Genomic DNA, 24,617 nt, shown 5'->3' with positions numbered 1-24,617 from the left:
ACCTCTATATTATACCGAAATAAGTAAAATTTTCCTTAATGAGCAAATGTGACAGTGTGTATTAAAGAACCTTACAAATAATAAAATGCCTGATGCACATACGCACCAGGCACTCTTCTATTTTAGGAAACTGTCATTTTCCCTTTCATTCGCCACAGGAAATAAAGTACCGGTACAATGAGCAACGCTGAAGAAGTGATGCCCCCTGCGATGGACGTATACAATGCAAGCATACCGACCAGTGGTCCACCTGCGATTTGCCCAAACGCATCTAATTGACCGAACATCGAAAGGGTTGTCGCCCGCCCTTTAGATTCGATGCGCTCATTTGTGATAATGCTCATCAACGGATAATTCACATTTCTCAATGCACTTGTCACCCAATACAAGGCCACCGCTATCCAGAAATGACCTGTCCAGGCGAAACCAATCATGGTTGCCATTAAAATGGTGTTGGTCATCAGTAATACTTGTGCATAACGACCTTTGACGTGTCGCTCGACGAAACGAAGTACCACGATATTCAGTAAAAATGCTACCGCATAAAACGTTCCGAACCAATAAACGGATTCACTTTCGGACAACTGGTAATCTACAATGAAATGAGCACCGTACAACCGATCGAATCCTTCACTAGCGAGCCCCCAGAACAAAGTAACCATGGCAATACTGACCAACACAGTGTTACCCCGAATTTGTGAAACACCTGCTTTGATTGATGTCATCATATGGGTAACACCCGAGACACCTTTTTCTCGCGAGACTTTGACAAACTTCGTTTCCGGCAGTTTAATGAATGCCCAGACTGCAAGCATAATAAGCATGATGCCTGCAATGATAATCGCAGTTTGTACGGACCAAACCGCTGCAATTGCCACGCTGGTCAAAATGGCTGCAAAACGAGCGAATGATGAAAACTGAGATCCACGCAAGAATGTCTTTTCTAAATTCTTTACGTCCATTTCATCGGCAATCCATGCTTGTTCAGCTCCACTAATGAATGTCCATCCTATCCCCCACATTGCGGACGCCACCGCAATCGCCCAAAACTCAGGCGTACTACCTTCCAATACATGCGCTAGCCCTAGGACGAGTGTACCGAATGCGAGTGACTTCTTCCGGCCATAATGGTCCGCAAATAAGCCAGTTGGCATTTCAAAAAGTAAGACGGATACTTCCATGATGGTTCCAATGAGTACGAGTTGCAACGCATTTAAATCCGCTTGCGTTACGTAATAAATGGCGTTTAATGTGAACACCATTTGTATGAAAAATGATCTTGAACTTGTTACAGTGTAATAAAAATTTTGTATACTCAATTCTAATTTCCTCCGATTATTTGATTTTGGTTAAAAATCAAATCGGAGTTCACATTCTATGCCAACATGCCCTCCAATTTGATTGATGAAGCAAGTGTTGTTTTTGACATGGCAATCTCTCCCTTTCTTAAACTTTATTCATTATAATTTCTATTCAGACTATTGTCATGGTTTTTTTGAGGTTGGATGGTGGAGGAAATTTAATTGGGGTTGCCGGGGTTTTTAATTGGGGTTAGAAGTGGTTTATTTGGGGTTGAGTTGCTTTATCTGGGGTTGGACTTCATTTAATTGGGGTTACGGTTTTATTCGGGGTGAACAGGGATTTGTTTGGGGTTGAAGTCTCTTTATCTGGGGTTCATCTCACTTTATCTGGGGTTGAACTCCATTTAATTGGGGTAACCACTCTCCCCCCTTCTATAAGTAATCCCTAAAATTAAAATCCTGTTGTTGCCAATTCATCAATGACTCGTCATACTATCACTAATTATGCGAAAAGAGTGAGAGCTTTGAAGAATCGATCTTTGCAATCTAAAATATTCATTTATGGAGCCTTATTTGTGACAGCTATTTCCCTTCTAATTGGGGCTTCCTTCTACTTCACCATGTCTAATAGTATCGAACAGCAAATAGGCAACCGGGCGCTTAATATTGCAGAGACTACTGCGAGCCGACCAGATGTCATTGCTGGGTTTGAAGAGACAAATCCTTCTGCCGTGTTACAACCTATCGCCGAAAACGTTCGCAGACTTTCCGGTGCAGAATACGTGGTTATTGGCAACAAAGAAGGAATTCGTTATGCGCACCCGGTAACTAAGCGAATTGGACAGAAAATGGTGGGAGATGACAATGAACGGGCGCTGATAAATGGAGAATCCTATATATCCGAAGCAACAGGCACACTAGGACCGGCTTTGCGTGGGAAAACACCGGTTAAAAATGCACAAGGAGAAATTGTTGGTGTTATTTCTGTTGGGTTTTTAAAAGATGATATCTCCCATACTTTTTTTGAATATGTCGATTCAATTGTAACCATCGTCTTAATCGCTATTATTCTAGGAATCATTGGCTCCTCGATTTTGGCCAGAAGTATAAAAAAAGTGTTATTCAACTTAGAACCAACTGAAATCGCCCATTTATTTACGGAGCGCAACACGCTGATCGAATCTGTGCGCGAAGGCATCATTATGGTCAATCAGAATGGAGAGATTTCCATGATGAACCCTGCAGCCTATGACACGCTTTCCCTACCGGAAGGTGTGTCGTTGATTGGACGCCATATTGAGGAAGTTTTACCGAACACTCTTCTTCCGCAAGTACTACAAAGTGGGGAAAAGCAATTTGACCGACAAATGGAAATCCGCGGTAAAAAAGCAATTGTTAACCGCATCCCCATTATGATCGGCAATGATATCGTTGGAGCTGTATCGAGTTTTCGATTGCAATCCGATTTTGATCAGATCTCGACTGAGCTTTCACAAGTGAAACAATATACGGAAGCACTTCGCGCACAAACACATGAATATCAAAACTTCCTCTATACAATCAGTGGACTTATTCAACTGAACTCGCTAGATGAAGCACTTCACCTGATTCATGACGAAACACAGGAGCATCAGTCTCTTATCCAATTCGTCACGAGAAGGTTGCAGGACCCCTACCTGGGCGGGCTTGTGATTGGGTTATTCAACCGTGCTCGAGAATTAAAAGTTCAATTTATTTTAGATGAAGATAGCAACTTAAAAAACTTACCCAAGCATCTGGAAAAGAGTCTTTTTGTATCAATCATAGGCAATCTGGTGATGAATGCATTTGAAGCGGTTGAACATTTGACCGAATCAGACCGAGTTGTGCGATTGTTTATCCTGGATAATGGGCAGGAAATATTGCTTGAAGTTGAAGACTCAGGTGACGGACTGCGTTCTGATTTGCACGAACATATTTTCAAATCACGTGTTTCCACGAAGAGCGGACCCGATCGAGGTTACGGACTAATGAAAGTTTCCGAGAATATTAGAGATTTAAATGGTGTTGCGTCAATTGAAAATGGGGATTTAGGGGGCGCACTATTCGTCATTTCCATCCCTAAAGGAGGTTATTCTACATGACTGAAAATATCGAAGTTTTAATCATAGAAGATGACACACGAATCGCTGATATACACCGGCGGTTCATTGACAAAATCGAGGGATTTGTTGTGGTAGGTTCGGCTCATACGGGGGCTGAGGCAAAAGATTGGGTTGATGCGATGAAACCGGATTTAATCTTATTGGATGTCTATTTACCCGACATGATGGGTACAGAACTGATGCCATTTATTCAAACGGAAAGCCCGGAAACGGACATCATTTTCATTACCGCTGCAGCTGAAGTGAGTGTGGTGAAACAAGCTTTCCGTGGAGGCGTGATTGACTACATATTAAAACCGTTGACGTTCGATCGTTTTCAGGAGAGTTTACTGGCTTACCGGGAAAAGAGAACAACGCTGGCAAGTACCGGAAACCTGCAAGAAGAATCCATTCAAATGTTGTGGCATCCTAGTAAGTCATCACAAATAACCGACAGTATCATGACGCCTAAAGGGATTGACCCCATCACAATGGAAAAGGTCGTGCAACACTTAACAAAACAATCTCATGGTATAACAGCAGAGAAACTCGGAGTCGCAAGCGGGCTCAGCAGATCGACTGCACGAAGATATTTAGAGTTTCTTGTTTCTGAAAGCCAAGCGACTGCGGAACTCATTTATGGAACAATCGGACGTCCCGAACGCAGGTATTTCCCAAAAACACCGTGAACTTTATGAACAAAATGACCGTAAAGACCTTTATTTCTCTTATGACCCAAAACATTGAATTGAATAAAAGTTCTGATAAATTGAAGACAGCGTATGAAAGCGCTGTCTTTTTCTAATTCAATCAAGGGGGATATCGATTATGTGGAAAAAATTATCGACAGTCGTATTAGCGAGTTCTTTGGCTTTAAGTTTAGCAGCGTGTTCGTCGGAAGGAAATGAAAGCGCTTCATCTAACTATCCGGAAAAACCAATCACAATCGTGGCACCTTCTGGAGCTGGTGGCGGATGGGATTTAACAGCCCGTTCCATTGCGAAAACGATGAATGAAACGAAATTGGTAGAAGAGTCCATTATGGTCGAAAACAAACCTGGTGGCGGTGGTGCCGTTTATATGGCGGATTTTGCAACGAAAGAAGCAAAAAATGATTATGTCTTGATGGTCAAATCACCTCCTATCTTAATCAACAATAACAAAGCTGAAGGAAACAGTCCTTACGGCTATAAAGATACAAAACCTCTTGCACAGTTAACACGTGACTACGGCGCAATCGTGGTTCAAAAAGATTCACCGTTCAAATCATTAAAAGATGTATTAGAAGCCATAAAAGCAGATGCGACAAAAATCACATTAGCTGGTGGATCAGCACCTGGTTCGATGGACCATTTAGTAGGAATTCTACCTGCTTATGAATATGGCATCGATCCTAAATCTGTTAAATACGTATCATACGATGGCGGTGGTGAAGCTGTTGCGGCTTTACTAGGTAACAATGCAGATGTTATCGCAACTGATGCTTCTACGATTTCTGAGTATGTAAAATCAGGTGACGTCCGCGTATTGGCTGTAAGTTCTAGCGAGCGTCTTGAAGGTACTCTTAGTGAAGTTCCTACTTTCAAAGAAGAAGGCATTGATGCTGAATTCACGATCTGGCGCGGATTATTCGGACCGAAAGACATGTCCGATGCAGCTTATGACTACTGGACAGCTAAGTTAGATGAATTGGTGGAGACGGATGAATGGAAAGCAGAACTTGAGCGTAATGGTTGGCAAAGTGAATACCGAAACGCTGAAGATTTTGCAACTTATTTAGAAGATCAAGATAAAGTAATCGTTGAATTATTAACAGCTTTAGAAATGCAAAAATAATAAATGACGGCGACGGCAGTAGCGGTCGCCTTTTTCTTTAGGAGGTGCGAAAGATAATGAGTAAAACGTTCGATCGATTTGCAAGTATCGCCTTTTTACTGATTGGTCTTTTATTTGTCATTGAAAGTCGCTCGATTTCACAAAGTGCGTATGGTTCCTCCGTTGGACCGAATATCTTCCCCACGGCCCTTGGAGTCATCCTGATTTTACTAAGCATTCGCTTACTTTTTGAAACGACAAAATATGAACATGGCGAAAGAATAAAAGAGCCCGTTCAATATGTTAAGTTCCTCATTATTTTCATCAGTGCAATTATATACGCTGCCATTTTAGAGCCACTTGGGTATGTCATATCGACGTTCCTATTCCTGCTAATTGCATTTCAAACGATGGAACGTGGGAAATGGATTAGCACGATTGTTATCGCCAGTGCATTTTCATTTGGTGTTTACTACTTTTTTGCAGAGTTTCTTGGCGGATCGTTGCCCGGATTCCCCCAGTTTTAACGTGAAAGGAGTTTTGGCATGAGTACTTTAGATTTTTTATTTAATGGGTTTGCTGTCGCGTTCCAGTGGCAAAATATCCTATTTGCATTTGTCGGCGTATTGATTGGTACGGCTGTTGGTGTTTTGCCTGGTATTGGACCCATGAGTGGTGTTGCGCTTTTGATTCCGGTCACGGCGACATTGACTTCTGGTATGCCTACTGAGGCTGCTGCTGCCAGTTCAATTATTTTACTTGCTGGTGTTTATTACGGCGCTATGTATGGAGGTTCCACAACATCCATTCTATTAAATACACCTGGTGAGTCTTCATCCGTTGTCACAACATTGGATGGCTACCAAATGGCTAAACAAGGCCGTGCTGGTGCTGCGCTGTCAATTGCAGCAATCGGTTCATTCATAGCCGGAATCGTTTCATTGATTGGTTTGGTTTTATTGGCTGAACCATTATCAAACGTTGCCTTAAAGTTTGGGCCTGCGGAATACTTCTCTCTAATGCTGCTTGGACTTTGTGCAGTGAGTGGATTAGCTGGCAAATCGATGACCAAAGCATTGATTATGACCGTATTTGGTTTACTCTTGGCTACAATTGGAATTGATGCCGTTTCAGGCATTGCCCGTTTTACATACGATTTACCGATTTTGTATTCAGGTCTTGAATTTTTGACGATCGCCGTTGGTTTATTTGCTTTAGGTGAAGTATTCAAAACAGTTCTTGAGCGGGATAAAGAAGATGGTGCTATCGCGAAAATCGAAAGAATTTTACCGACGAAACAAGATTTAAAAGATAGTGCAAAACCAATTGTTCGTGGTTCTTTAATGGGCTTCTTCATTGGAGTATTGCCTGGAGCAGGTGCCACACTGGCTTCTTTCTTTTCTTACGTGGCCGAAAGAAAGTTCAGCAAACATCCTGAGAAATTCGGAAAAGGTGCAATTGAAGGTGTTGCAGGACCTGAATCCGCAAACAATGCGGCATCAGGCGGTGCGATGATTCCATTATTAACTTTAGGTATTCCTGGTTCCGGTACGACCGCGATCCTGATGGGTGCACTGATCATGTACAACATTCAGCCAGGTCCATTATTGTTTGACGATCACCCAGAAGTAGCTTGGGGATTAATTGCTAGTATGTTTATCGGAAACTTAATGTTGTTGGTTTTGAATATGCCGCTTGTGAAAGTGTTTGCGAAAATCATTCAAACACCGAAAAAGTATTTGCTTCCGATCATTATCGCCATTTCGTTCTTTGGTGTCTACGCCGTACAATACACCACGTTTGACTTATACTTGTTGCTTGCCTGTGGTGTACTAGGTTACTTCTTGGCGAAAAACGATTACCCACTGGCACCACTTGTATTGGCACTTGTATTAGGACCAATGATTGAAAACAATATGCGTCGTGCGTTGACGATTTCAAATGGAGATTTCTCGATTTTTGTATCTAAACCACTCTCACTTGTATTCATTCTTGCTGCAGTCGCATGGCTCGTCGTTCCACTTATTATGAAACTTAAAGGCAGAAATGTGATTATAAATGATGAAGAATAAGAGTTGGGGCTGAGCGTTCTTTAACGCTCAGTTTTTTTATTGCTTTTCGCTGTACCCTACCCATTTCCCTCTAACGAAAATTGGCAGGAACCAACGCTTCGCTTTCCGTGGGCTTGGCACATCGAAAAGGCTGCCCGTTCCCAGGCAGCCCCTTGTCTTTCACGTTATTATTCTGCTTGGTCTTTTTGGAAATTCAAGTCCCATGTATAGCCAAATTGATCTTGTACTTTAGCGTATTTGGCTCCCCAGAATGTTTCCTGAAGTTCCATGACTGCCTTGCCGTCTTCCAATAATGCTTTGTATAGACGATTGACTTCTTCATCGCTTTCACATTCAATCATCAATGCGACGTTCGATGTTCCTGCTTCGCCTGGAGTTGGTGAATCGGCCAACATAAGGTGGAAGGTTCCATCACTTAAGTGACAATGCATCAGGTAATCACTAGCTTCTGGTGGATGCGGGAAATCACCATCACTGTATTTCATCGTCCCTAAGTTATCCAACGAGAAAGTTGTTTCGTAAAAAGTAGCCGCTTCTTTGGCATTGCCGTAAAAAGTTAAGTAAGGTGTTACAGGTTTCATCTCAGCATCTCCTTCGAAGATAAATTATTCTCCTTACTAAGATTCGCCAGATTTCACGGAATGCCTTCTAAAATTGATACGTTTTTTATCTTATTAAACCCAATCTTGAAGTCTATAATTCATCTTTTGTGAAACAGAACATACTCCAACTCACCTTATAAATCATCAAACCCATTATCTTGCACATTAACCTTCACATATTGGCGGGACTTTTGCTCGAAAAAGTCCGTTTTGCCTAAGTCCACTTCTTCATATGCTTTGATCCATTTCAGCGGGTTTTTGCGATATGCTGGGAAAGGGCGTTCGTATCCAAGCTGAGCACAGCGGACATTTGCATAGAAGCAAATGTATTCTGCCACATCCTCTACGTCCAGACCATCAATTCGATCCCCGATCACTTCACGTGCCCATTCGATTTCAAGAGAAGCCGCTTCTTTAAATATCATTTGAACTTCGTGCGCTCTTTCAGACGTATCGTATTGTGGATATTCCCTTAACAACTCCTGATAGATTTTCACAAACAAATCCACATGAATTTGTTCATCCCGGTTGATGTAGTTGATCATGGTGCTCGTGCCAACCATTTTTTGATGACGTGCAAGATGATAGAAGAAGGCGAATCCCGAATAGAAAAATAGCCCTTCCAAAATGACATCATAAACAATCGCAGTCAATAATGAATCCACATTTGGCTCATCCGAAAAAGCTTCATACCCCTTCATTACAAAATCATTTCGCTTCGCGAGCACCGGTTCTGTGCGCCAGTAATCAAATACCTTATCCTGCTCCTGTTTCGATACCAAGCTTGATAGGACGTAGGAGTAAGAATGATTATGAATGACTTCCTGTTGCGCCAAAATAATCATGAGTGCATTCAAACTGGAATCCGTTAAGTAGTCAGCAACTTTCCCTGCAAAATCGGTTTGAATGCTATCGAGCAAGGCTAGTAAACCGATAATTTTCAAGAACGCTTCCCGCTCCGCGTCATTCAATCCGCTAAACTGCTTGACGTCCGAACCCATATTGATTTCAAACGGTGTCCAGAAGTTTCCGAGCATCCGTTTATATTTCGGATATGCCCAACTGAACCGGACATCATCCCAGTTCAGTATGTTTGATGAAGCCCCATTAACAATGCCAGTCGAACGGTTTGGTGCCTCTTTATCCATGAGCTTTCGTTTTTCAATCGTTGTCATCAATAGTTCCTCCTTAGCTTGAGCAAGACTCACATTCCATCATTTCGACAGATGTGGAGCGCACATAATAGGTCGTTTTCAAACCACTTGCCCACGCATCCAAGTGCAAGTCCAGTAACTCTTTCGCCTTGATGGTATTTTGCACATACAAATTCAGCGACACCCCTTGGTCAATATGGCGTTGACGTGCGGCGTTCTGTTTTAATGTCCAATGCTGATTAATGAAGTATGCGGACTTATAAAACCAAGTTGTTTCTTGATTCAAGTCAGGTACTGTGACCGGAATTTTATAGTCCTTCTTCTCTTCTGAATAGCTCTTCTGGAAAATCGGATCAATACTTGCCGTACTTCCTGCCAAGATGGAAGTAGAAGAATTCGGTGCAATTGCCATTAAATAGCCATTTCTCATGCCATTCATCGCAATATCCAAACGCAGTTCACGCCATTTCATGCTGCTGTAGCCACGGTTTGCAAAGTATTCGCCCGTGTGGAATTCGGATCCTTTAAACAATGGATATGGCCCTTTTTCTCGAGATAAATTCATGGAGGCACGGACGGTAAAATAAGCAATCTCTTCATACAATTCATCCGCAAACTTCACTGCCTCATCCGACTCCCAGCGAATTCCTTTCAAGGCCAATAAGTGATGCCATCCAAACGTACCTAAACCGATTCCACGATATCTTGCGTTCGTTCGTTCGGCTTGAGGCACAGGAATCATGTTCAAATCGATGACATTGTCGAGCATCCGCACCTGTATTTCAATCAATCGTTCCAACACGCCCGCCGGCACTGCTTTTCCTAAATTAATGGAAGACAAGTTACACACGACAAAGTCGCCCGGCTTTCGGCGTGTCACAATGACATCGTCTTCTAACGTAATTGATTCAAATTGAGTCGCGCTCATATTTTGAAAAATTTCTGTACACAAATTGCTGCTGTAAATCATGCCTTCATGTTTATTTGTATTCATACGGTTTACTTCATCACGGTAAAACATAAATGGCACACCCGTCTCCAGTTGGCTGCGCATGATGCGTTTCATAATATCAATGGCCGGCACAATTTCCTTCGATAACCGCTCATCCGCTACACAGGCTTGATATTTTTCACGGAATGAACCTCCTCCACGGGTTTCGTCGTAGAAATCTTCTAACGAATAACCCATGATCGAACGTACTTCATGTGGATCAAACAAAGTCCATTCTTCTCGTGCTTCTACTTTCTCCATGAAAATATCCGGCAGGCATACACCCGTGAAAATATCATGTGCTCGCAGCCGCTCATCTCCGTTGTTTAACTTGAGGTCCAGAAAAGGCAAGATATCCTTATGCCACACATCCAGATAAACAGCAATCGCTCCTTGTCGTTGACCGAGTTGATCCACGCTGACAGCGGTATTGTTCAATTGTTTAATCCATGGCAACACTCCGCTTGATGCCCCTTTGAACCCACGGATTGAGGAGCCCCTGCTTCGTACTTTCCCCATGTAAATGCCGATTCCCCCGCCGTATTTCGAAAGCGTGGCGACATCTGTATTGGAGTCATAGATTCCTTGCAGACTATCGTCAACCGTATCGATAAAGCAGCTCGATAATTGCCCATGTGGTTTCCCTGCATTTGAAAGTGTCGGTGTCGCAACCGTCATATACAAGTTACTCATCGCCCAGTACGCTTCTTTCACTTTCTCCAAACGGTTGCTTTTCTCATTTTGCATCAGTGTCATGGCAATAATCAGCCAGCGCTCCTGAGGTAGTTCAGCGGGTGAATGATCGTAATTTTTCGCTACGTAACGATCCATCAACGTCTTTAATCCGATATATGTAAACAGTCGATCGCGTTCAGGTTCAAGTATTTCTCCTAATACTTTGATTTCTTCCTTTGTATAGGCTTGAAGGAGACTAATATCATATAACCCCTTGTCCGATAAATCATTCAGGTGTCTATTAAAGTCCTTATACACTTCTCGACTTGAACAATTTCGACTGCTAGCGAGTTCGCTGTAAACTTGTGCTAAGTAAATATGCGCAGCAACAAAAGTCCAATATGGCTCATCCTCATCTAAATGACTGAGAGACTCCAACACCATTGCCTGAGACCATTGTGCATTCGTTGCTTCAGGATTTTTCTTGAGCCATTTTTCGTGGGACCGTAACAAAGGGGCCAACTCATCAACGTTAAACTTCTCAAGCAGTTGATCAATCAGTATTTCTCTGTCTGTTAAAACTTTTTGCACCATATGTATGCACCTCTCCAATTTAAAGTTTCAGAAACACAAAAAAGCGATGGAACAGCCTCTTCGGCTGAGCCATCGCTCATGATTGAAAGAATGGAAAGGAGTTCAATTGGTTTGCGAGAAAATGGAATTCTGCTCGCTACAAATAGCTCGCTTCCACTCCTCAACCCCCGAAGAAAGTGTTGCTTCATCGATAAAAAAGGCAGGTCTCCTGGCTCGTGTATTATCCTTCCATACGCCTTCCCATGCTGATGCACAGTGGACTTTGTATGGTCGTTTACACTTACAGTTGCGGGGACAGCTTCGGCATCTACCGAATTCCCTTTTAAACCATTACTGGTACCTTTTCATCGTTTATACACTATATATTGTGTTTAATATAATAACCAATCTAACATATAGTGTTTCCTCTTACAACTGATGAAATATCGTTAAAATCGTTCAGCCCTTATCCACACTAGCCAATTCGCTTAAAAAATATTTTTTGTCCGATTCTTTACCAATCAGTTCGGCAGCTACTTGTCCACGAGCCAACCAAATATTCATTGATTCAGAATTACCCCGGCACTTTTCTGCACGAGCAACAGATTCATAGGCAAACGCCATATCAAAATCGCCGAATCCTTCCGCTTCACACAATTCAACACCGGCCATTCCATAGAAGTATGCGGCATCGCCATGACCAAGAATGGCATGTACCCGTGACACTTGCCAGTAACCTCTAGCCAAATTAAGCTTCGTTCCAACTTGACGCCAATGATAAAGCGAAGCATATGACTTCTCAAGCATTTGTGAGTCTTCATCACCAGTACGGTCTTTTTTCTCCATCAAATCCCATGTTTCATTGAATAATCTTACTGCGATTGAACGGTGATCGATTGTCATGGTTTCCGTCATTTTATAGAACCTCTTTTCTCTAAAGCCTTGAATATTATGTCGAACCTTGCATTTCAATAATATTCGACACAAATCGAATGCTTCCTGCTTAATCGCGGTTTCTCTAAGTCTACTCTCAAAACTGGAGCTTCTATTCGCGTTCCGCCCCGTTCTATTCGCGAAACCAACACAAAACGGCTTTTCCCCAACAAAAAAACGGCCTCAAACAGAGACCGTTTCAGAACAACTATAAAATAATAATCACGAACAACACTGCCGCTAAAACCAAACGATAAATCGCAAATGGCGTTAACTTTACGCGTCCAATTAACTTCAGGAAGAACTTGATTGAAATCAATGCGAATACAAAGGCACTGATAAATCCAACGATGTAAAATGATAAATGGTTGGGATCAATATCCTCCCAATTTTTCATCAGCGTTAAGAAACTCGCGCCGAACATGATTGGAACAGCCATGATAAATGTAAAATCGGCAGCCGTACGGTGACTCATACCGAACAATACACCACCTGAAATGGTTGCACCTGAACGTGAAAACCCTGGCCATAACGATAAACATTGCACTAGCCCTACAGTAAATGCCTGCTTATACGTAATCTGATCCAACGTTTGTGTTTTCGGTACTTTCGGTCCGAATTTATCAGCCACAATCATCAGAATCGCTCCGATGACTAAGCCTACTAACACGGTTTCAACCGAAAATAAATATTCATCAATAAAGTCTTCAAACAATACACCCAGTATACCCGCTGGAATTAATCCAACAATGACATGAGTCAATTTCAACTGTGAACCTGGAGTGGTATCTTTCATTTTATAAAGACCGACCAAACTGAACAAACGTTTCCAGAACACGACGATTACCGCCATAATCGAGCCAAGCTGTATAAAAATCTTAAACGAGTTGGCCGAGTATTTCCCTAGAAACTCGGATGTTCTTAACCACATGTCATCCACAATAATCAAATGTCCGGTAGAAGAAACAGGAGCGAACTCCGTCATCCCTTCCACAAACCCTAATATTAACGCTTTCAGTAAATCAAATAGTTCCATAATATCTCCTTATGCTCTTCTTTTTCTAAATCGTAAATACCACCAAATAATGGCTAGCCCAGCAAGGACAATTAATACATACACGATATTTGAATACACGTCCATTACGCCAACGATTGATTCCCAGTTATCGCCCACTGCCGCTCCGACCGATACTAAAATCGTATTCCAAATCAGTGTTCCTATTGTCGTAAATAACAAAAACAGTCCAAACTTCATGTTCGACATCCCTGCAGGAATCGAAATCAAGCTGCGAATCAAAGGAATCAATCGGCAAAACAAGACGGTCCAAATGCCATATTTATCGAACCATGCATCCGCTTTATGAATATCTTTCTTCGTCAATCGCAGCACACGGCCCCAGCGATCCACGATTTTTTCCAACCGTTCAACGTCCAGCAATAACCCAATTCCGTAAAGAATTACAGCACCTGCAACAGACCCCCCAGTTGAAACCAAAATTACTCCAATTGGCGTCATCGATGTTTGCGTTGTCATATAACCACCGAACGTCAAAATCACTTCTGACGGAATCGGAGGGAAAATATTTTCAAGCATAATCAGTAAAAATATCCCTATGTAACCGTACTGGCTCATAATGTCGGTAATCCAGTTTTCCATGTCCAGCCTCCAAGCAAACTATTTTATCTCCATCATCTATCGTAACAAGATTAATGGGCTTTTCCCAATGTTAATTTCATGACAACGTGATTTTAATCGACCAAAGCTCCGAACGGGAACCCAATCGAAGCGGCGGACCCCAAAATCCAAAGCCTGAAGACACAAATGCATGCATCAGACCTTTATGTTTATACCCATAATCAAGCTCGAACAAACGACGTGTGAATAAATGATTCGGCCACATCTGCCCGCGGTGGGTGTGCCCTGATACATGCACATCAACCCCAAGTTTAGCCGGCGTATTCAAATCAAATGGAGTATGGTCCATTACAAACCATGGAAGTTCGTCCAACTCTGGCTTCAAACTCTCCAGTGTCTGTCGCTTTCCATTCGTCGCGTCTTCCCTGCCCGTTACATAGAACGCATTTTCCACACAAATGGTTTCGTCTAACAACATGCGGACGCCAGCTTCCCTCATTTCCTCTACAAGAAGCGGAATTTTCCGTCCGTAATACTCATGATTTCCGACAACCCCATAAACACCATATGTTGTCTTCAACTGCCTCATCACTTCAGACATGCCGTCCTTCACAAACCAAATCGGATCATCATCCACCAAATCCCCAGCCAGCAACACCACATCCGGCTGCTCTTCGTTGGCCAAATTCACAAACCGCTGCAAGTGCTTTTTGTTGGAAAGAAGACCTAAGTGAAAGTCAGAAGCGAGTACCAACTTTAACTCGCGCAAGGAACCAGAATCCTTGTTGATATGTATGGTCTTATGGCGAACAACCGGTGAAAACGCCATATATGTGCCTGCGATGAAAATGATGAGAAAAACAAAAGCTACGATATTTCCTATCATAAAAATCGTTTGTTCCGAAGGTATGACTAAATAAGCAACGGTTGCCAGGGGAAATAAAATCAAGCCGTACTGCATCACGATGAACCAGTACGACCCGATCATACTGAAATACTTCAGTGAATGACTGAACTTGCCGATGATGTAGCCAAAAGCACAGACAAACCACAGAAAGCCGAACAACACAGGATGAATCGTCAATTCCCATGTCTGAAGCCATTGATAGGTGTTATAGCCAAAGTAAAATACGAGTAGTGTATAAACTGCTAGAATAAGAGTGCCTATGCTGATACGTTTCATGTTGCTAATTCACCTTTACATCTTGTCTTCGGTCATACCGAATCGTAAATGCCACTTTCACTTCAGATTTTGCTGGAACCGGCACAAAGATTTGTATATCGTCATCTTTCCGTTTCCACGTATGTGTTGATTCGACCACATCAAATATGCCATAACTTGTGCTGTGGTTGATAATGAGTTCAATTGGCTGGTCCTTTTGGTTGCGAATCAAGTAAACGACTTCCTCGTATTCATAGCCGTCTTTCTTGTATTCAGCCACAACATCACTTTCCACTGTGACATCAAAAGCTTCCCCTGATTTAATCCGGACCAGTTCCCCTACAGCCGTATGCGGGATGAAATCTTCCCCGATAAATTCAGAGGATCCATCTTTCGGATTTTCTTTATATAATTTAAATCTTCCTCGGGGCAGTGGAAAACCGAGTCCGTTTGCGGCATCATTTCGGAACGTAAAGTACACGGTTGGATGATCACTGTACGCGTTTACTTCATACACCGTTTGGGATTTAATCTGATATGCAGAAAAAAGCTGAATTTGCTTTTGTTGACGATTAGTCAGCGTCAGTCTTTCAGGCAGCGTATATAAGTAATACTCACCGAATGCTTGACGTTCAGGTTCTATCTCAGACACATTCTGCTCAAAAGCCATCGTTTTTTGCCTAAGCATTGGTGCTCGACTCACCGTACCAGCCATTAATTTTACTTTTGCTTCGTCAAACGTCATGCCCGAATTGTTCGTCATCGTGACCCATCCAGTTAGGTCGAAATCATTTTCCCTGATTTGTGCCACATAGTCCGCATCCCAGCTAAGTCCTGGGGTTAAATACGTAACGCGTACATCTTCTGCTGTCTGTTCTTTAAATCGCCAGACGAGTGTAGGTTTTAACATCACTTCTTCCGGACCATCCGGCAAACGGATTTCGCCTTCGGCATCGAGAACAATTTCTCTTGTCACCATATCCGCAAGAACCAGACCATTTTGGACATCTAATAAAAGATAGGTCTTTTCCTCGCCAGTTTTTTTGTTGACGAGTCTGATTTCATGACCGACATACTTTTCCAGCAGTTTCATTCGATCCATCAAATCATATTCATACGTGAGCTCGACGACTTTGAGGCCTTTTACCTGTACGGAATTTGACTCAATTCGTTCTGGCACGTCCGTATAATAAACGATGTGATCGTCTGAAAGTGGAGGAATGGAACGGATTTCTTGAACTAACGCAAATCCATCATTGTAAACTGTCAGCGCCAAGTCTTTCCTCCGGCTCGCCGGGATATTGGTCGGCATAAGCGGCACCCCCTCATTGTTTTTCGAAAGTATATCATGATATGCGACGTTTAACATTTGGATTCGCCACTGTTGGTCCGAGCGTGATTATAAATAAAGTGTAGGGATATCGCGAAAAGTTAAGATGATTTCAAGACAAGTCCTTTACATATCAAGACAAGCCATGTCGATATCAAGAAAAGTCCTTCACATATCAAGAAAAGCCATGTCGATATCAAGAAAAACCCTTCACATATCAAGAAAACCTAAAAAACCCGCTTCTCAATAGAAAGAAGCGGACAATGTTTACAATCCCATTTTCTTCGCGACAATCACTTTCATGATTTCATTGCTACCGGCATAGATCGCAGCAACGGGAATATCGCGGTATCGACGGGCAATTTTATACTCTTCCATATAGCCGTATCCCCCGTGCAATTGCAGGCATTCCCCGGAAATTTTCTTGGCAGTATCCGTCAGCCAATACTTCGCCATCGACACTTTTGAGACAATGTCTTTCCCGGCCATATGATCTTCAATCAACGATTCAAGGAATGAATGACCCAGTTCGACTTCCGTGCTCATTTCCACTAACTTAAATTGTGTATTTTGGAACGCTCCGATTGGCTTGCCGAATGCTTTGCGGGACTTCACATAATCCAACGTCATCTCGACCATATCTTCTGAAGCAGTTTGAGCGGAAATGGCTACCATGAGTCGTTCTTGTTGCAGCTTCTCCATTAAATAAGTAAACCCTTTTCCTTCTTCGCCTAGCAGATTTTTAGCTGGTACCCGGCAATCTTCAAAATACAATTCAGCTGTATCCTGCGCGTGCATGCCGACTTTGTTCAGTTTGCGTCCACGGGTAAATCCAGCCATGCCTTCTTCAATCACGAGCAAACTGATCCCCCGGTGCTTCGGCTCAATTTGCGTATCGGTTTTCACAACGACTACAACAAGATTCGCATTGATGCCATTCGTAATAAAGGTTTTGGAACCATTCACGATATAGGAATCGCCATCACGAACCGCAGTAGTTTGAATTGCTGCGAGATCAGATCCCGCTCCAGGTTCTGTCATAGCAATGGCCGTGATATGTTCGCCTGTGACGCAACCTGGTAGCCAACGCGCTTTCTGTTCGTCATTCGCGTAAGCTTCTATATAAGGAACCACAATATCATTGTGCAGTCCAACACCCGTCAAGCTAGCACCAACTCGTTCCATTTCTTCACCGATAATGACCGCATAGCGAAAATCAACTTCAAGTCCGCCATATTGTTCTTCCACTTGCGGACTTAAATAGCCCATTTCCCCGAGCTTGCGCCAAAACGATTTAGGAATCATACGATCTTCTTCCCACTGTTCGTAATGAGGAACAGCTTCTTTTTCCAAGAACTTGCGAAGGGACTTACGGAACATCACGTGCTCATCTTTCTCAAAACGATATTTCCCCATTATGATTCCTCCTTATTTTGGCTGCATGCGAATGGCACCATCTAAACGGATCACTTCGCCGTTAAGCATTGGATTAATTAAAATGCTTTCTACTAATTGCGCATATTCACTCGGTTTTCCTAGACGATTCGGGAACGGTACAGAACTTGCCAAGGAAACTCGTGCAGGTTCCGGCAATCCTTCAAACAACGGCGTTTCGATCAATCCAGGGGCAATCGCCATGACACGGATGCCGTCTCTAGCAAATTCACGCGCAATCGGTAACGTCATGCCAACGACACCGCCTTTAGATGCACTGTATGCCACTTGGCCGATCTGTCCTTCAAAAGCTGCGACGGAAGCGGTGTTAATAATAACGCCACGCTCCCCTTCTTCATTCGGTTCATTTTGTTGCATCGCATGAGCAGCAACGCGCAATACGTTAAACGTCCCAATCAAATTCACTTGAATGACTTGTTCGAAACGGTCCAGTGCTAGCGGACCTTTTTGCGATACTACTTTGCCTGGTGTCGCAATCCCAGCGCAGCTGATTAATGTATTCACTTTCCCATAATGAGCTATTACTTCTGCTACTTGTTGTTCAACTTGCTGAGCATCCGTAACATTCGTTTGAAAGTACACTACATGTTCATGACCCAATTCTTCAACCAACGCTCTCCCACGTTGTTCATTCAAATCAAAAATGGCGACTTTCCCACCTTGAGCGACCAGCCTTCTCGTGGTAGCTTCTCCGAGTCCAGATGCACCACCAGTTACGATTGCAATGACTTCAGCTGTTTTCATGAACGTTCCTCCGATTCTGGCAATCTCTCAATAATGGTTGCGTTCGCCATACCCATTCCTTCACAAATCGCCAGCAGTCCATAACGGCCATTTGTGCGTTCTAACTCATGAAGCAACGTGACAAGAAGTTTCGTTCCAGATGCACCAAGTGGATGACCAAGTGCAATGGCACCACCATTTCGATTTAACTTAGCCGGATCAGCACCAATATCTTTTAACCATGCAAGCGGCACAGGCGCAAACGCTTCATTAACTTCGTAAACATCCATGTCTTCAATGGTTAAATTCGCTTTTTCCAATACTTTTTGTGTTGCGGCAATAGGACCCGTCAGCATAAGCGTTGGGTCGGATCCAACAACCACTCTGGTATGAATGCGTGCGCGTGGTTTTAACCCTAATTGCCGGGCTTTCTCAAGCGACATCAACAGTACTGCTGATGCACCGTCACTCATCTGACTCGCATTACCAGCTGTAATTCGTCCATTTTCATCAAACACTGTTTTTAATCCGCCCAGTGTTTCAATTGTAGTTCCTGCTCTTGGACCTTCATCAATAGAGAACAACTCCGTTGAACCGTCTTCATTAGTCACTTCAATTCGCACAATTTCTTTTTCGAAGCGGCCCTCTGCAATCGCCTGAATGCACGTTCATGACTTTGAACCGAAAAGGCATCCAATTGTTCCCGCGATAAATTCCATTTTTCTGCAATTCGTTCGGCCGACAATCCTTGATTGATGATTTCGTATTGCTCCGTTAACTTCTTGCTTGGTTTGGCATCTCCCATGTTTGAAAACATTGGCACGCGTGTCATGCTTTCCACACCACCTGCAATGACGATGTCCATATCACCTGAAGCGATTGCCTGTGCAGCAAAATGGACCGCTTGCTGACTTGAACCACATTGACGATCAATCGTAGTGCCAGGCACCTTTGTAGGAAAGCCAGCAATCAATCCTGCTGTTCGGGCAATATTTCCTCCTTGCTCACCAGCCTGTGAGACACAACCTAATATGATATCCTCTACGTCCCCTTTATCAATTCCGGCACGTTCGATTAATTTCTCTAAAACAATTGCGGCCAATTCATCCGGTCGCATTTGGGCAAACTTTCCTTTTCTCCGACCAACTGCAGTTCGTATTCCTTCTATAATCACGACTTCTTTCATCGTCACACCTCTTTAATCGGAATTGAATGAATATTCACTCACTATTATTTTACATAACTATCCCTAAATTTTCTACTCTCTTCTTAGAACCTTCTACGTCTCTGGTCTTAGTAAAAAATGCATTCCAAGCCCGTTTGGTGAATCACGTTCAGTTGGTACGATTAACTTACAATTTGAAAGGAGAGACAAACACATGAAAAAATTTGGATTAATCGTAGTTGGCGTAATCGCAGGCATCGTGGCACTGGTCAATTTGGGACCACTTTTAGGTCTTGCATTATCTGCACTGCTTGTGTTCGCAGGAATGCATTTCTATTTAAAGGGAGGATCAAAACTGGCTAAAATTTCTTGGATTGCCGTTGGACTGATCGGATTACTGACAGCTGTAGCAAATGTGCCCGGTTTCTTCGGTATTCTAGCGATTGCCGGTTTATGGTATGTCATTCGCGAATGGAAACAACAACCGATTGCTTTCCCTACACAACTGACTGCAGCATCTTCAGACCCGTTTATTAACTTTGAAAAACAGTGGAACGAACTAAACAAATAGGAGGCACTACACATGACAACATTATGGAAACGATTCAAGCATGCATTTGAAGCAGATCTTCACAACGTATTCGACAAAAAAGAACAGAAAAATCCCATCGCTATGTTAAATCAATACATTCGTGAAGCAGAAAAACAAACCGAACAAACAGGTAAATGGATTGAGCGCCAAGCACAACTTAAAGCCCAACTTGAAAAAGAATTGCAAGAAGCAATAGACATGCAGGCTAAACGCACCTCACAACTGGAGCTTGCCCGTCAGACAAATGAAGGTGAATTAATTGTTTTTGCCGAAGCAGAAGTTACAGCCTACACGAACCGTAAAGACGTATTACAAGCGAGCATATCTCGCACAACTGAGGAGTTATTTGGGCTTGAACAAAAGTTCGAAGAAATGAAACACAAACTGAAAGATATGAAAGTTCGCCAACTACAGCTTATGGGCAAAGAAAATGTTACTCGTGCCCATCACCAAATGGACCGAGTCCTTCAACCTGAAGCATCAAAAAACGGTGAAAAAAGATTATTGGCCTTTGAAGAAATGGAACAATACATCGAACGTCTAGGTCAACGCATTGAAAAACAACATGATTTATCATCCATGGAACGCAGATTAGACATGCTAGAAAAAAATGCACAACCGCAACAAGAAATTGTGTAATATTAATAGAAAAGCACTGCTCTAGCACTGTTACTGAAAAGTCACTGTTAAGTGCTTGAAAGTAAAAACCAAAATAAAGGAGAAGGCACTTGTCTTCTCCTTTTAACTAAGATTAATTACAACAGTGGTTACTTGTTAGTCGAGGAATCCGTTACGAAAAAGGAGGAATAGCTTTGCAACGATTTTCAACTGAGCGAATTACATTTTGGCTATTGGCTGCCTTGCTACTTATATTTATCGAAGCGATGTTCTTCCATAATGGAAGTGTGTTATTCGTTCTTTTTGGTATCGGGTTAATTTATATCAGTCTTCGGAAAAGAAGCCGCTTGTTTTTCTGGAGCGGCATTGCTTTCTTAGGGGTTGCCTTACTTTCCATGTGGAGCTTGCGCTTATTAATCGCAGCTACAATGGTCTATATTTTAGTGCGACTTTGGAAAGGCGATGAAACACAACAAGTAATTGAACCATTTCTCGGTGACGTAGAAACACCGAATGCCATCATTCAAAACAAACTCTTTTCTGTTCAAACTACACCTTTTCAGGCATATGAATGGCAAGATGTGCACGTTCAAGGGATTTACGGAAACATCACCATAGATGCGACTCAAACGGTGTTGCCAAAAGGAACTTCTTTTGTTTCCGTTCGCCAGGGAATCGGGAAAATCAGCGTGCTTGTTCCTTATGAAATTCCTGTTCGTATCCATTACACGACGTTACTTGGAGATGCCCGACTTTTTAGTGCCAGTAAAAAACGTTTATGGAATCAATCGATTGTCCTTCAAAATGGGTATGCAGAAGCTCAAGGTAGTGCCACTTCCGAATTAGTCATTGCTGTATCAACATGGCTTGGAGATGTTGAGGTGATTCGCAAATGAGTGGATTTATCGGACGTACAATCCTATTATTCATAATTCTTACTGCTTTCCTCATGGGGTTATTAACGTATCTTATAGGATGGCCATCATACGATAACTGGTACCTTCTCCTATCAGAAGAAGGCGATTTGCCTATAGCGATTTGGATCGCTATTTCATTACTTAGTATTAGTATGGGAACAGCTATTTCCAGCACGACTCTGGCGAGAAAAAGAGAGCGAGCGGTCGACAACTATTTACAGGCAGTCACAAATACCGATCAACAAATTGATGGATTGTCCGCTCCAAAAGTATCGTCGAAATTACATAAAACTCTAGGTGATGTTTCGACGCTGATCACTACACAAAAAAGAAGTTTGCAACGAATGTCAGACGAACGGGCTGAAGGCGAAGACAAGCGGATTCAGGAACGCATTATTCAGGAACGCCAGCGACTAGCAAGAGAACTTCACGATTCTGTGTCGCAGCAGTTATTTGCTGCCTCCATGTTGCTATCAGCAATCACGGAACAGCAGGAGAATGAAGTCCCGAAACCATTGGCTCAAGCTGAAAAAATGGTGCAGCAAGCACAACTTGAAATGCGTGCCCTCCTTCTCCACTTACGTCCTGCAGCACTTCATAACAAATCTTTGGCTCAAGGTCTTGAAGAATTACTGTTTGAATTGCAACAAAAAGTACACTTCACCATCCGCTTCCGACTGGAGGATATCTCTCTTTCCAAAGGTGCGGAAGACCATTTATTCCGCATTGCACAAGAAACGCTATCCAACACATTGCGTCATGCAAATGCAAGTGAAGTCGACATTCTATTTGTGGAGAGAGATGGACTCGCTATTTTCCGTGTACAGGATAATGGCATTGGATTTATGAATGATGAAGGAAAAACAGGTTCTTACGGGTTACATCACATACAAGAACGGGCAGTCGAAATGGGTGGCACCAGCAAAGTGGTCTCCGTCCCATCACAAGGAACGATCGTGGAAGTAAAAGTACCGGTTGAGAAAGGATTGGAAATTGATGATTCGAATCGTACTCGTTGATGATCATGAAATGGTCCGGATAGGCGTGTCCGCTTACTTACAAGCACAGCCTGATATGGATGTAATCGGAGAAGCCGTCAACGGCAAGGAAGCTGTTGATCTGGTATTATCACTGCGTCCGGATATCGTGCTGATGGATATGGTGATGCCCATTATGAATGGCGCAGAAGCCACAAAAGAAATCATTTCCAAATGGCCTCAAGCAAAAATCATGATTGTCACCAGTTTCCTTGATGATGATAAAGTGTACCCAGCCCTTGAAGCTGGTGCTGTCAGTTATGTACTGAAAACATCTAATGCGAAACAAATCGCAACTGCGATTCGCGATACATTGTCTGGGCAAGCTGTTTTGGAGCCAGAAGTCACGAACAAAATGATGAAACGGATGCGCCAAGGTCAAACTCGTCCGCTTCACGATGAGTTGACTGAACGCGAGCACGAAATCCTAATGTTAATGGCGAAAGGTCGTAGCAACCAGGACATTGCTGATGAATTGTTTATTGCATTGAAGACCGTTAAAACACATGTCAGCAACATCCTTTCCAAACTCGAGGTGCAAGACCGCACACAAGCCGTTGTGTATGCGTTTCAACAAGATTTAGTGCCTAAAACATAAAACAACCTTCCAATTGGGAGGTTGTTTTTTAGTGGTTTTCTCTATTTCTTGATACGTTATTGGAGATTCATTAGAACTACGTCTAAATATATCCATATTTTATTAATATTCGTTAAAAATTTGATTCTAGTGAAATTTTGTACAACCTGGAATGCGAAACTGTCTACCTGGAGGACCAATCTGTCTACCTGGAACCGTGCTTTGTCTACCTGGACCACAAAAATGTCTACCTGGACATAAAAGCTCATATTTTCTACGCGGGCCATCACATCTTCACATATTGAACGTGCAAAAAAGTGGCTTTGACATGTTTTCAGTCAAAGCCACTCCTATCTTGCTTTTTTTACTCTAAACCAGCCGTCATTTTATTCAAAGCAAAAATGATGCCTGCATGAATTCCTTCATGCCATATCACAAATTGAATCACTGCCTCAACCGTTGCCATGTCGTGGAATTTCCCAATCGACATAACATCAGGCATTTGTTGATCTAGTTTACCTGTCAGGAATTCTTTGACCCGTGCAGGTTGTTCTGCCAAAGCAGTCAGTAACTGTTCGTTCGTTGGAGGGTCAACTGTCCAATCAGAGGGTTTTGTTCCTGGCGCGAACAAAGACATCCATTCGGGATGAGAAATCTCGTATTCAGGTACTCCACGATGGATTAAACTCTCCATCGATACAAATATATGACCGACATTCCATCGGATTGTATTGTGAAACCCTTCCGGTTGGATATCCCATTGCTCATCTTTTACTGATTGCAATCTCCCTTGCGTATATATTCGCGCAAAGTTTAATTGACCTAATGTCTCCATGTTTTAATCCCCTTATCGATACTTGATAAATTAAGGGTAGCTGAATCTATTATAAAAAGAAACAGAAAAATCGAAAATATATTATTCAAACGCCACATTATATCGGGCTAAATCTTGATTTGTCCTTGTGTTATTTTATTTGTTTGAAAATAGTTTCATACTGATTCACGTTTTTCACTATAAAACATGGTGTTATGAAAACACGGAATGGGGCTGCCGATGAAACTAGCAGCCTTTTCTGTTGGCATACGGCTTTTTTTCAGACGTGCACGACAATTTTTCAGACGTGAAGACAATTTTTTCAGACGTCATCCCCCGTTTTTCAGACGTG

At 42.6% G+C, this 24,617-nt stretch carries 22 protein-coding genes, 1 pseudogene and 1 riboswitch; of the genes and pseudogenes, 10 read left to right on the top strand and 13 right to left on the bottom strand.

What is annotated here, in order from left to right; translation table 11 throughout:
- Positions 1-122 precede the first annotated feature (122 nt).
- Complete coding sequence (locus M9R32_RS13485) at positions 123-1,319, bottom strand: MFS transporter (RefSeq protein ID WP_269927266.1); 1,197 nt, start codon at positions 1,317-1,319, stop codon at positions 123-125.
- A gap of 461 nt (positions 1,320-1,780) precedes the next feature.
- Between M9R32_RS13485 and M9R32_RS13480 the strand changes: the two genes are divergently transcribed.
- From M9R32_RS13480 to M9R32_RS13460, 5 genes are all read left to right on the top strand, one after another.
- Positions 1,781-3,424 carry an ATP-binding protein gene (locus M9R32_RS13480; RefSeq protein ID WP_418936248.1) on the top strand — a complete coding sequence of 548 codons (1,644 nt, stop codon included), beginning with the start codon at positions 1,781-1,783 and terminating at the stop codon, positions 3,422-3,424.
- The gene (locus M9R32_RS13475; protein WP_269927265.1) at positions 3,421-4,113 is read left to right on the top strand and encodes a response regulator; all 693 of its coding nucleotides are present in this window, start codon (positions 3,421-3,423) and stop codon (positions 4,111-4,113) included. Before M9R32_RS13480 ends, M9R32_RS13475 begins: the two co-directional genes overlap by 4 nt.
- A gap of 139 nt (positions 4,114-4,252) precedes the next feature.
- Entirely contained in the window at positions 4,253-5,260 is a 1,008-nt protein-coding gene (locus tag M9R32_RS13470; RefSeq protein ID WP_269927264.1) for a tripartite tricarboxylate transporter substrate binding protein, read from the top strand.
- 56 nt (positions 5,261-5,316) lie between these two features.
- Positions 5,317-5,766: a tripartite tricarboxylate transporter TctB family protein gene (locus M9R32_RS13465; protein ID WP_269927263.1), complete on the top strand. Its 450-nt coding sequence runs from the start codon at positions 5,317-5,319 to the stop codon at positions 5,764-5,766.
- Between the two features lie 18 nt (positions 5,767-5,784).
- A complete protein-coding gene (locus tag M9R32_RS13460) occupies positions 5,785-7,311 on the top strand; it encodes a tripartite tricarboxylate transporter permease (RefSeq protein ID WP_269927262.1) in 1,527 nt (508 codons plus the stop codon).
- Between the two features lie 167 nt (positions 7,312-7,478).
- On the opposite strand, the gene M9R32_RS13455 is transcribed toward M9R32_RS13460, so the two are convergent.
- The 11 genes and pseudogenes from M9R32_RS13455 to M9R32_RS13405 form a co-directional block, all read right to left on the bottom strand.
- Positions 7,479-7,892, bottom strand: coding sequence for a VOC family protein (locus M9R32_RS13455; RefSeq protein ID WP_269927261.1), 414 nt, complete (start codon positions 7,890-7,892; stop codon positions 7,479-7,481).
- Between the two features lie 155 nt (positions 7,893-8,047).
- Positions 8,048-9,088 (bottom strand): ribonucleotide-diphosphate reductase subunit beta, encoded by a 1,041-nt coding sequence (locus M9R32_RS13450; RefSeq protein ID WP_269927260.1) that lies wholly within the window; start codon positions 9,086-9,088, stop codon positions 8,048-8,050.
- Between the two features lie 13 nt (positions 9,089-9,101).
- Positions 9,102-11,327 carry a ribonucleoside-diphosphate reductase subunit alpha gene (locus tag M9R32_RS13445; RefSeq protein ID WP_269927259.1) on the bottom strand — a complete coding sequence of 742 codons (2,226 nt, stop codon included), beginning with the start codon at positions 11,325-11,327 and terminating at the stop codon, positions 9,102-9,104.
- Between the two features lie 181 nt (positions 11,328-11,508).
- Positions 11,509-11,685, bottom strand: a riboswitch (cobalamin riboswitch).
- Positions 11,686-11,765: 80 nt separating this feature from the next.
- Positions 11,766-12,221 (bottom strand): hypothetical protein, encoded by a 456-nt coding sequence (locus M9R32_RS13440; protein WP_269927258.1) that lies wholly within the window; start codon positions 12,219-12,221, stop codon positions 11,766-11,768.
- A gap of 226 nt (positions 12,222-12,447) precedes the next feature.
- Positions 12,448-13,275 (bottom strand): undecaprenyl-diphosphate phosphatase, encoded by an 828-nt coding sequence (locus M9R32_RS13435; RefSeq protein ID WP_269927257.1) that lies wholly within the window; start codon positions 13,273-13,275, stop codon positions 12,448-12,450.
- 9 nt (positions 13,276-13,284) lie between these two features.
- A complete protein-coding gene (locus M9R32_RS13430) occupies positions 13,285-13,896 on the bottom strand; it encodes a DedA family protein (RefSeq protein ID WP_269927256.1) in 612 nt (203 codons plus the stop codon).
- A 76-nt stretch (positions 13,897-13,972) separates the two neighbouring features.
- Positions 13,973-15,058, bottom strand: coding sequence for a metallophosphoesterase (locus tag M9R32_RS13425; protein WP_269927255.1), 1,086 nt, complete (start codon positions 15,056-15,058; stop codon positions 13,973-13,975).
- A gap of 4 nt (positions 15,059-15,062) precedes the next feature.
- Positions 15,063-16,349, bottom strand: coding sequence for a DUF4139 domain-containing protein (locus M9R32_RS13420; protein ID WP_269927254.1), 1,287 nt, complete (start codon positions 16,347-16,349; stop codon positions 15,063-15,065).
- 285 nt (positions 16,350-16,634) lie between these two features.
- Positions 16,635-17,783: an acyl-CoA dehydrogenase family protein gene (locus M9R32_RS13415; RefSeq protein WP_269927253.1), complete on the bottom strand. Its 1,149-nt coding sequence runs from the start codon at positions 17,781-17,783 to the stop codon at positions 16,635-16,637.
- A gap of 12 nt (positions 17,784-17,795) precedes the next feature.
- The gene (locus M9R32_RS13410) at positions 17,796-18,566 is read right to left on the bottom strand and encodes a 3-hydroxyacyl-CoA dehydrogenase (protein WP_269927252.1); all 771 of its coding nucleotides are present in this window, start codon (positions 18,564-18,566) and stop codon (positions 17,796-17,798) included.
- A pseudogene (locus M9R32_RS13405) lies at positions 18,563-19,731 on the bottom strand (thiolase family protein). Before M9R32_RS13405 ends, M9R32_RS13410 begins: the two are co-directional and overlap by 4 nt.
- A gap of 193 nt (positions 19,732-19,924) precedes the next feature.
- Between M9R32_RS13405 and M9R32_RS13400 the strand changes: the two are divergent.
- The 5 genes from M9R32_RS13400 (at position 19,925) to M9R32_RS13380 (ending at position 23,472) form a co-directional block, all read left to right on the top strand.
- On the top strand, positions 19,925-20,281 hold the full coding sequence (locus tag M9R32_RS13400; protein ID WP_269927251.1) for a lmo0954 family membrane protein: 357 nt from the start codon (positions 19,925-19,927) through the stop codon (positions 20,279-20,281).
- A 12-nt stretch (positions 20,282-20,293) separates the two neighbouring features.
- On the top strand, positions 20,294-20,941 hold the full coding sequence (locus tag M9R32_RS13395; protein WP_269927250.1) for a PspA/IM30 family protein: 648 nt from the start codon (positions 20,294-20,296) through the stop codon (positions 20,939-20,941).
- Between the two features lie 173 nt (positions 20,942-21,114).
- Complete coding sequence (gene liaF, locus M9R32_RS13390) at positions 21,115-21,816, top strand: cell wall-active antibiotics response protein LiaF (RefSeq protein WP_269927249.1); 702 nt, start codon at positions 21,115-21,117, stop codon at positions 21,814-21,816.
- Positions 21,813-22,856: a sensor histidine kinase gene (locus M9R32_RS13385; protein WP_269927248.1), complete on the top strand. Its 1,044-nt coding sequence runs from the start codon at positions 21,813-21,815 to the stop codon at positions 22,854-22,856. The genes liaF and M9R32_RS13385 overlap by 4 nt, the downstream gene beginning before the upstream one ends.
- Positions 22,834-23,472, top strand: coding sequence for a response regulator transcription factor (locus M9R32_RS13380; RefSeq protein WP_269927247.1), 639 nt, complete (start codon positions 22,834-22,836; stop codon positions 23,470-23,472). The genes M9R32_RS13385 and M9R32_RS13380 overlap by 23 nt, the downstream gene beginning before the upstream one ends.
- A gap of 343 nt (positions 23,473-23,815) precedes the next feature.
- Here the strand turns inward: M9R32_RS13380 and M9R32_RS13375 are convergent, their stop codons facing one another.
- Complete coding sequence (locus M9R32_RS13375) at positions 23,816-24,286, bottom strand: DinB family protein (protein WP_269927246.1); 471 nt, start codon at positions 24,284-24,286, stop codon at positions 23,816-23,818.
- Positions 24,287-24,617 lie beyond the last annotated feature (331 nt).

The organism is Paenisporosarcina quisquiliarum (assembly GCF_027563315.1).
Lineage (GTDB): Bacteria > Bacillota > Bacilli > Bacillales_A > Planococcaceae > Paenisporosarcina > Paenisporosarcina quisquiliarum.
The sequence above is the reverse complement of the archived record's forward strand: the minus strand, read 5'-3'. Positions and strand labels throughout refer to the sequence as shown.

Coding starts and splice junctions, on each gene's coding strand:
- M9R32_RS13475 (WP_269927265.1), top strand. CDS start 3,421: ATGACTGAAAATATCGAAGTTTTAATCATAGAAGATGACACACGAATC.
- M9R32_RS13465 (WP_269927263.1), top strand. CDS start 5,317: ATGAGTAAAACGTTCGATCGATTTGCAAGTATCGCCTTTTTACTGATT.
- M9R32_RS13420 (WP_269927254.1), bottom strand. CDS start 16,349: ATGCCGACCAATATCCCGGCGAGCCGGAGGAAAGACTTGGCGCTGACA.
- M9R32_RS13430 (WP_269927256.1), bottom strand. CDS start 13,896: ATGGAAAACTGGATTACCGACATTATGAGCCAGTACGGTTACATAGGG.
- M9R32_RS13400 (WP_269927251.1), top strand. CDS start 19,925: ATGAAAAAATTTGGATTAATCGTAGTTGGCGTAATCGCAGGCATCGTG.
- M9R32_RS13435 (WP_269927257.1), bottom strand. CDS start 13,275: ATGGAACTATTTGATTTACTGAAAGCGTTAATATTAGGGTTTGTGGAA.
- M9R32_RS13395 (WP_269927250.1), top strand. CDS start 20,294: ATGACAACATTATGGAAACGATTCAAGCATGCATTTGAAGCAGATCTT.
- M9R32_RS13480 (WP_418936248.1), top strand. CDS start 1,781: ATGACTCGTCATACTATCACTAATTATGCGAAAAGAGTGAGAGCTTTG.
- M9R32_RS13440 (WP_269927258.1), bottom strand. CDS start 12,221: ATGACGGAAACCATGACAATCGATCACCGTTCAATCGCAGTAAGATTA.
- M9R32_RS13470 (WP_269927264.1), top strand. CDS start 4,253: ATGTGGAAAAAATTATCGACAGTCGTATTAGCGAGTTCTTTGGCTTTA.
- M9R32_RS13425 (WP_269927255.1), bottom strand. CDS start 15,058: ATGAAACGTATCAGCATAGGCACTCTTATTCTAGCAGTTTATACACTA.
- M9R32_RS13460 (WP_269927262.1), top strand. CDS start 5,785: ATGAGTACTTTAGATTTTTTATTTAATGGGTTTGCTGTCGCGTTCCAG.
- M9R32_RS13450 (WP_269927260.1), bottom strand. CDS start 9,088: ATGACAACGATTGAAAAACGAAAGCTCATGGATAAAGAGGCACCAAAC.
- M9R32_RS13380 (WP_269927247.1), top strand. CDS start 22,834: ATGATTCGAATCGTACTCGTTGATGATCATGAAATGGTCCGGATAGGC.
- M9R32_RS13375 (WP_269927246.1), bottom strand. CDS start 24,286: ATGGAGACATTAGGTCAATTAAACTTTGCGCGAATATATACGCAAGGG.
- M9R32_RS13415 (WP_269927253.1), bottom strand. CDS start 17,783: ATGGGGAAATATCGTTTTGAGAAAGATGAGCACGTGATGTTCCGTAAG.
- M9R32_RS13410 (WP_269927252.1), bottom strand. CDS start 18,566: ATGAAAACAGCTGAAGTCATTGCAATCGTAACTGGTGGTGCATCTGGA.
- M9R32_RS13445 (WP_269927259.1), bottom strand. CDS start 11,327: ATGGTGCAAAAAGTTTTAACAGACAGAGAAATACTGATTGATCAACTG.
- M9R32_RS13385 (WP_269927248.1), top strand. CDS start 21,813: ATGAGTGGATTTATCGGACGTACAATCCTATTATTCATAATTCTTACT.
- M9R32_RS13455 (WP_269927261.1), bottom strand. CDS start 7,892: ATGAAACCTGTAACACCTTACTTAACTTTTTACGGCAATGCCAAAGAA.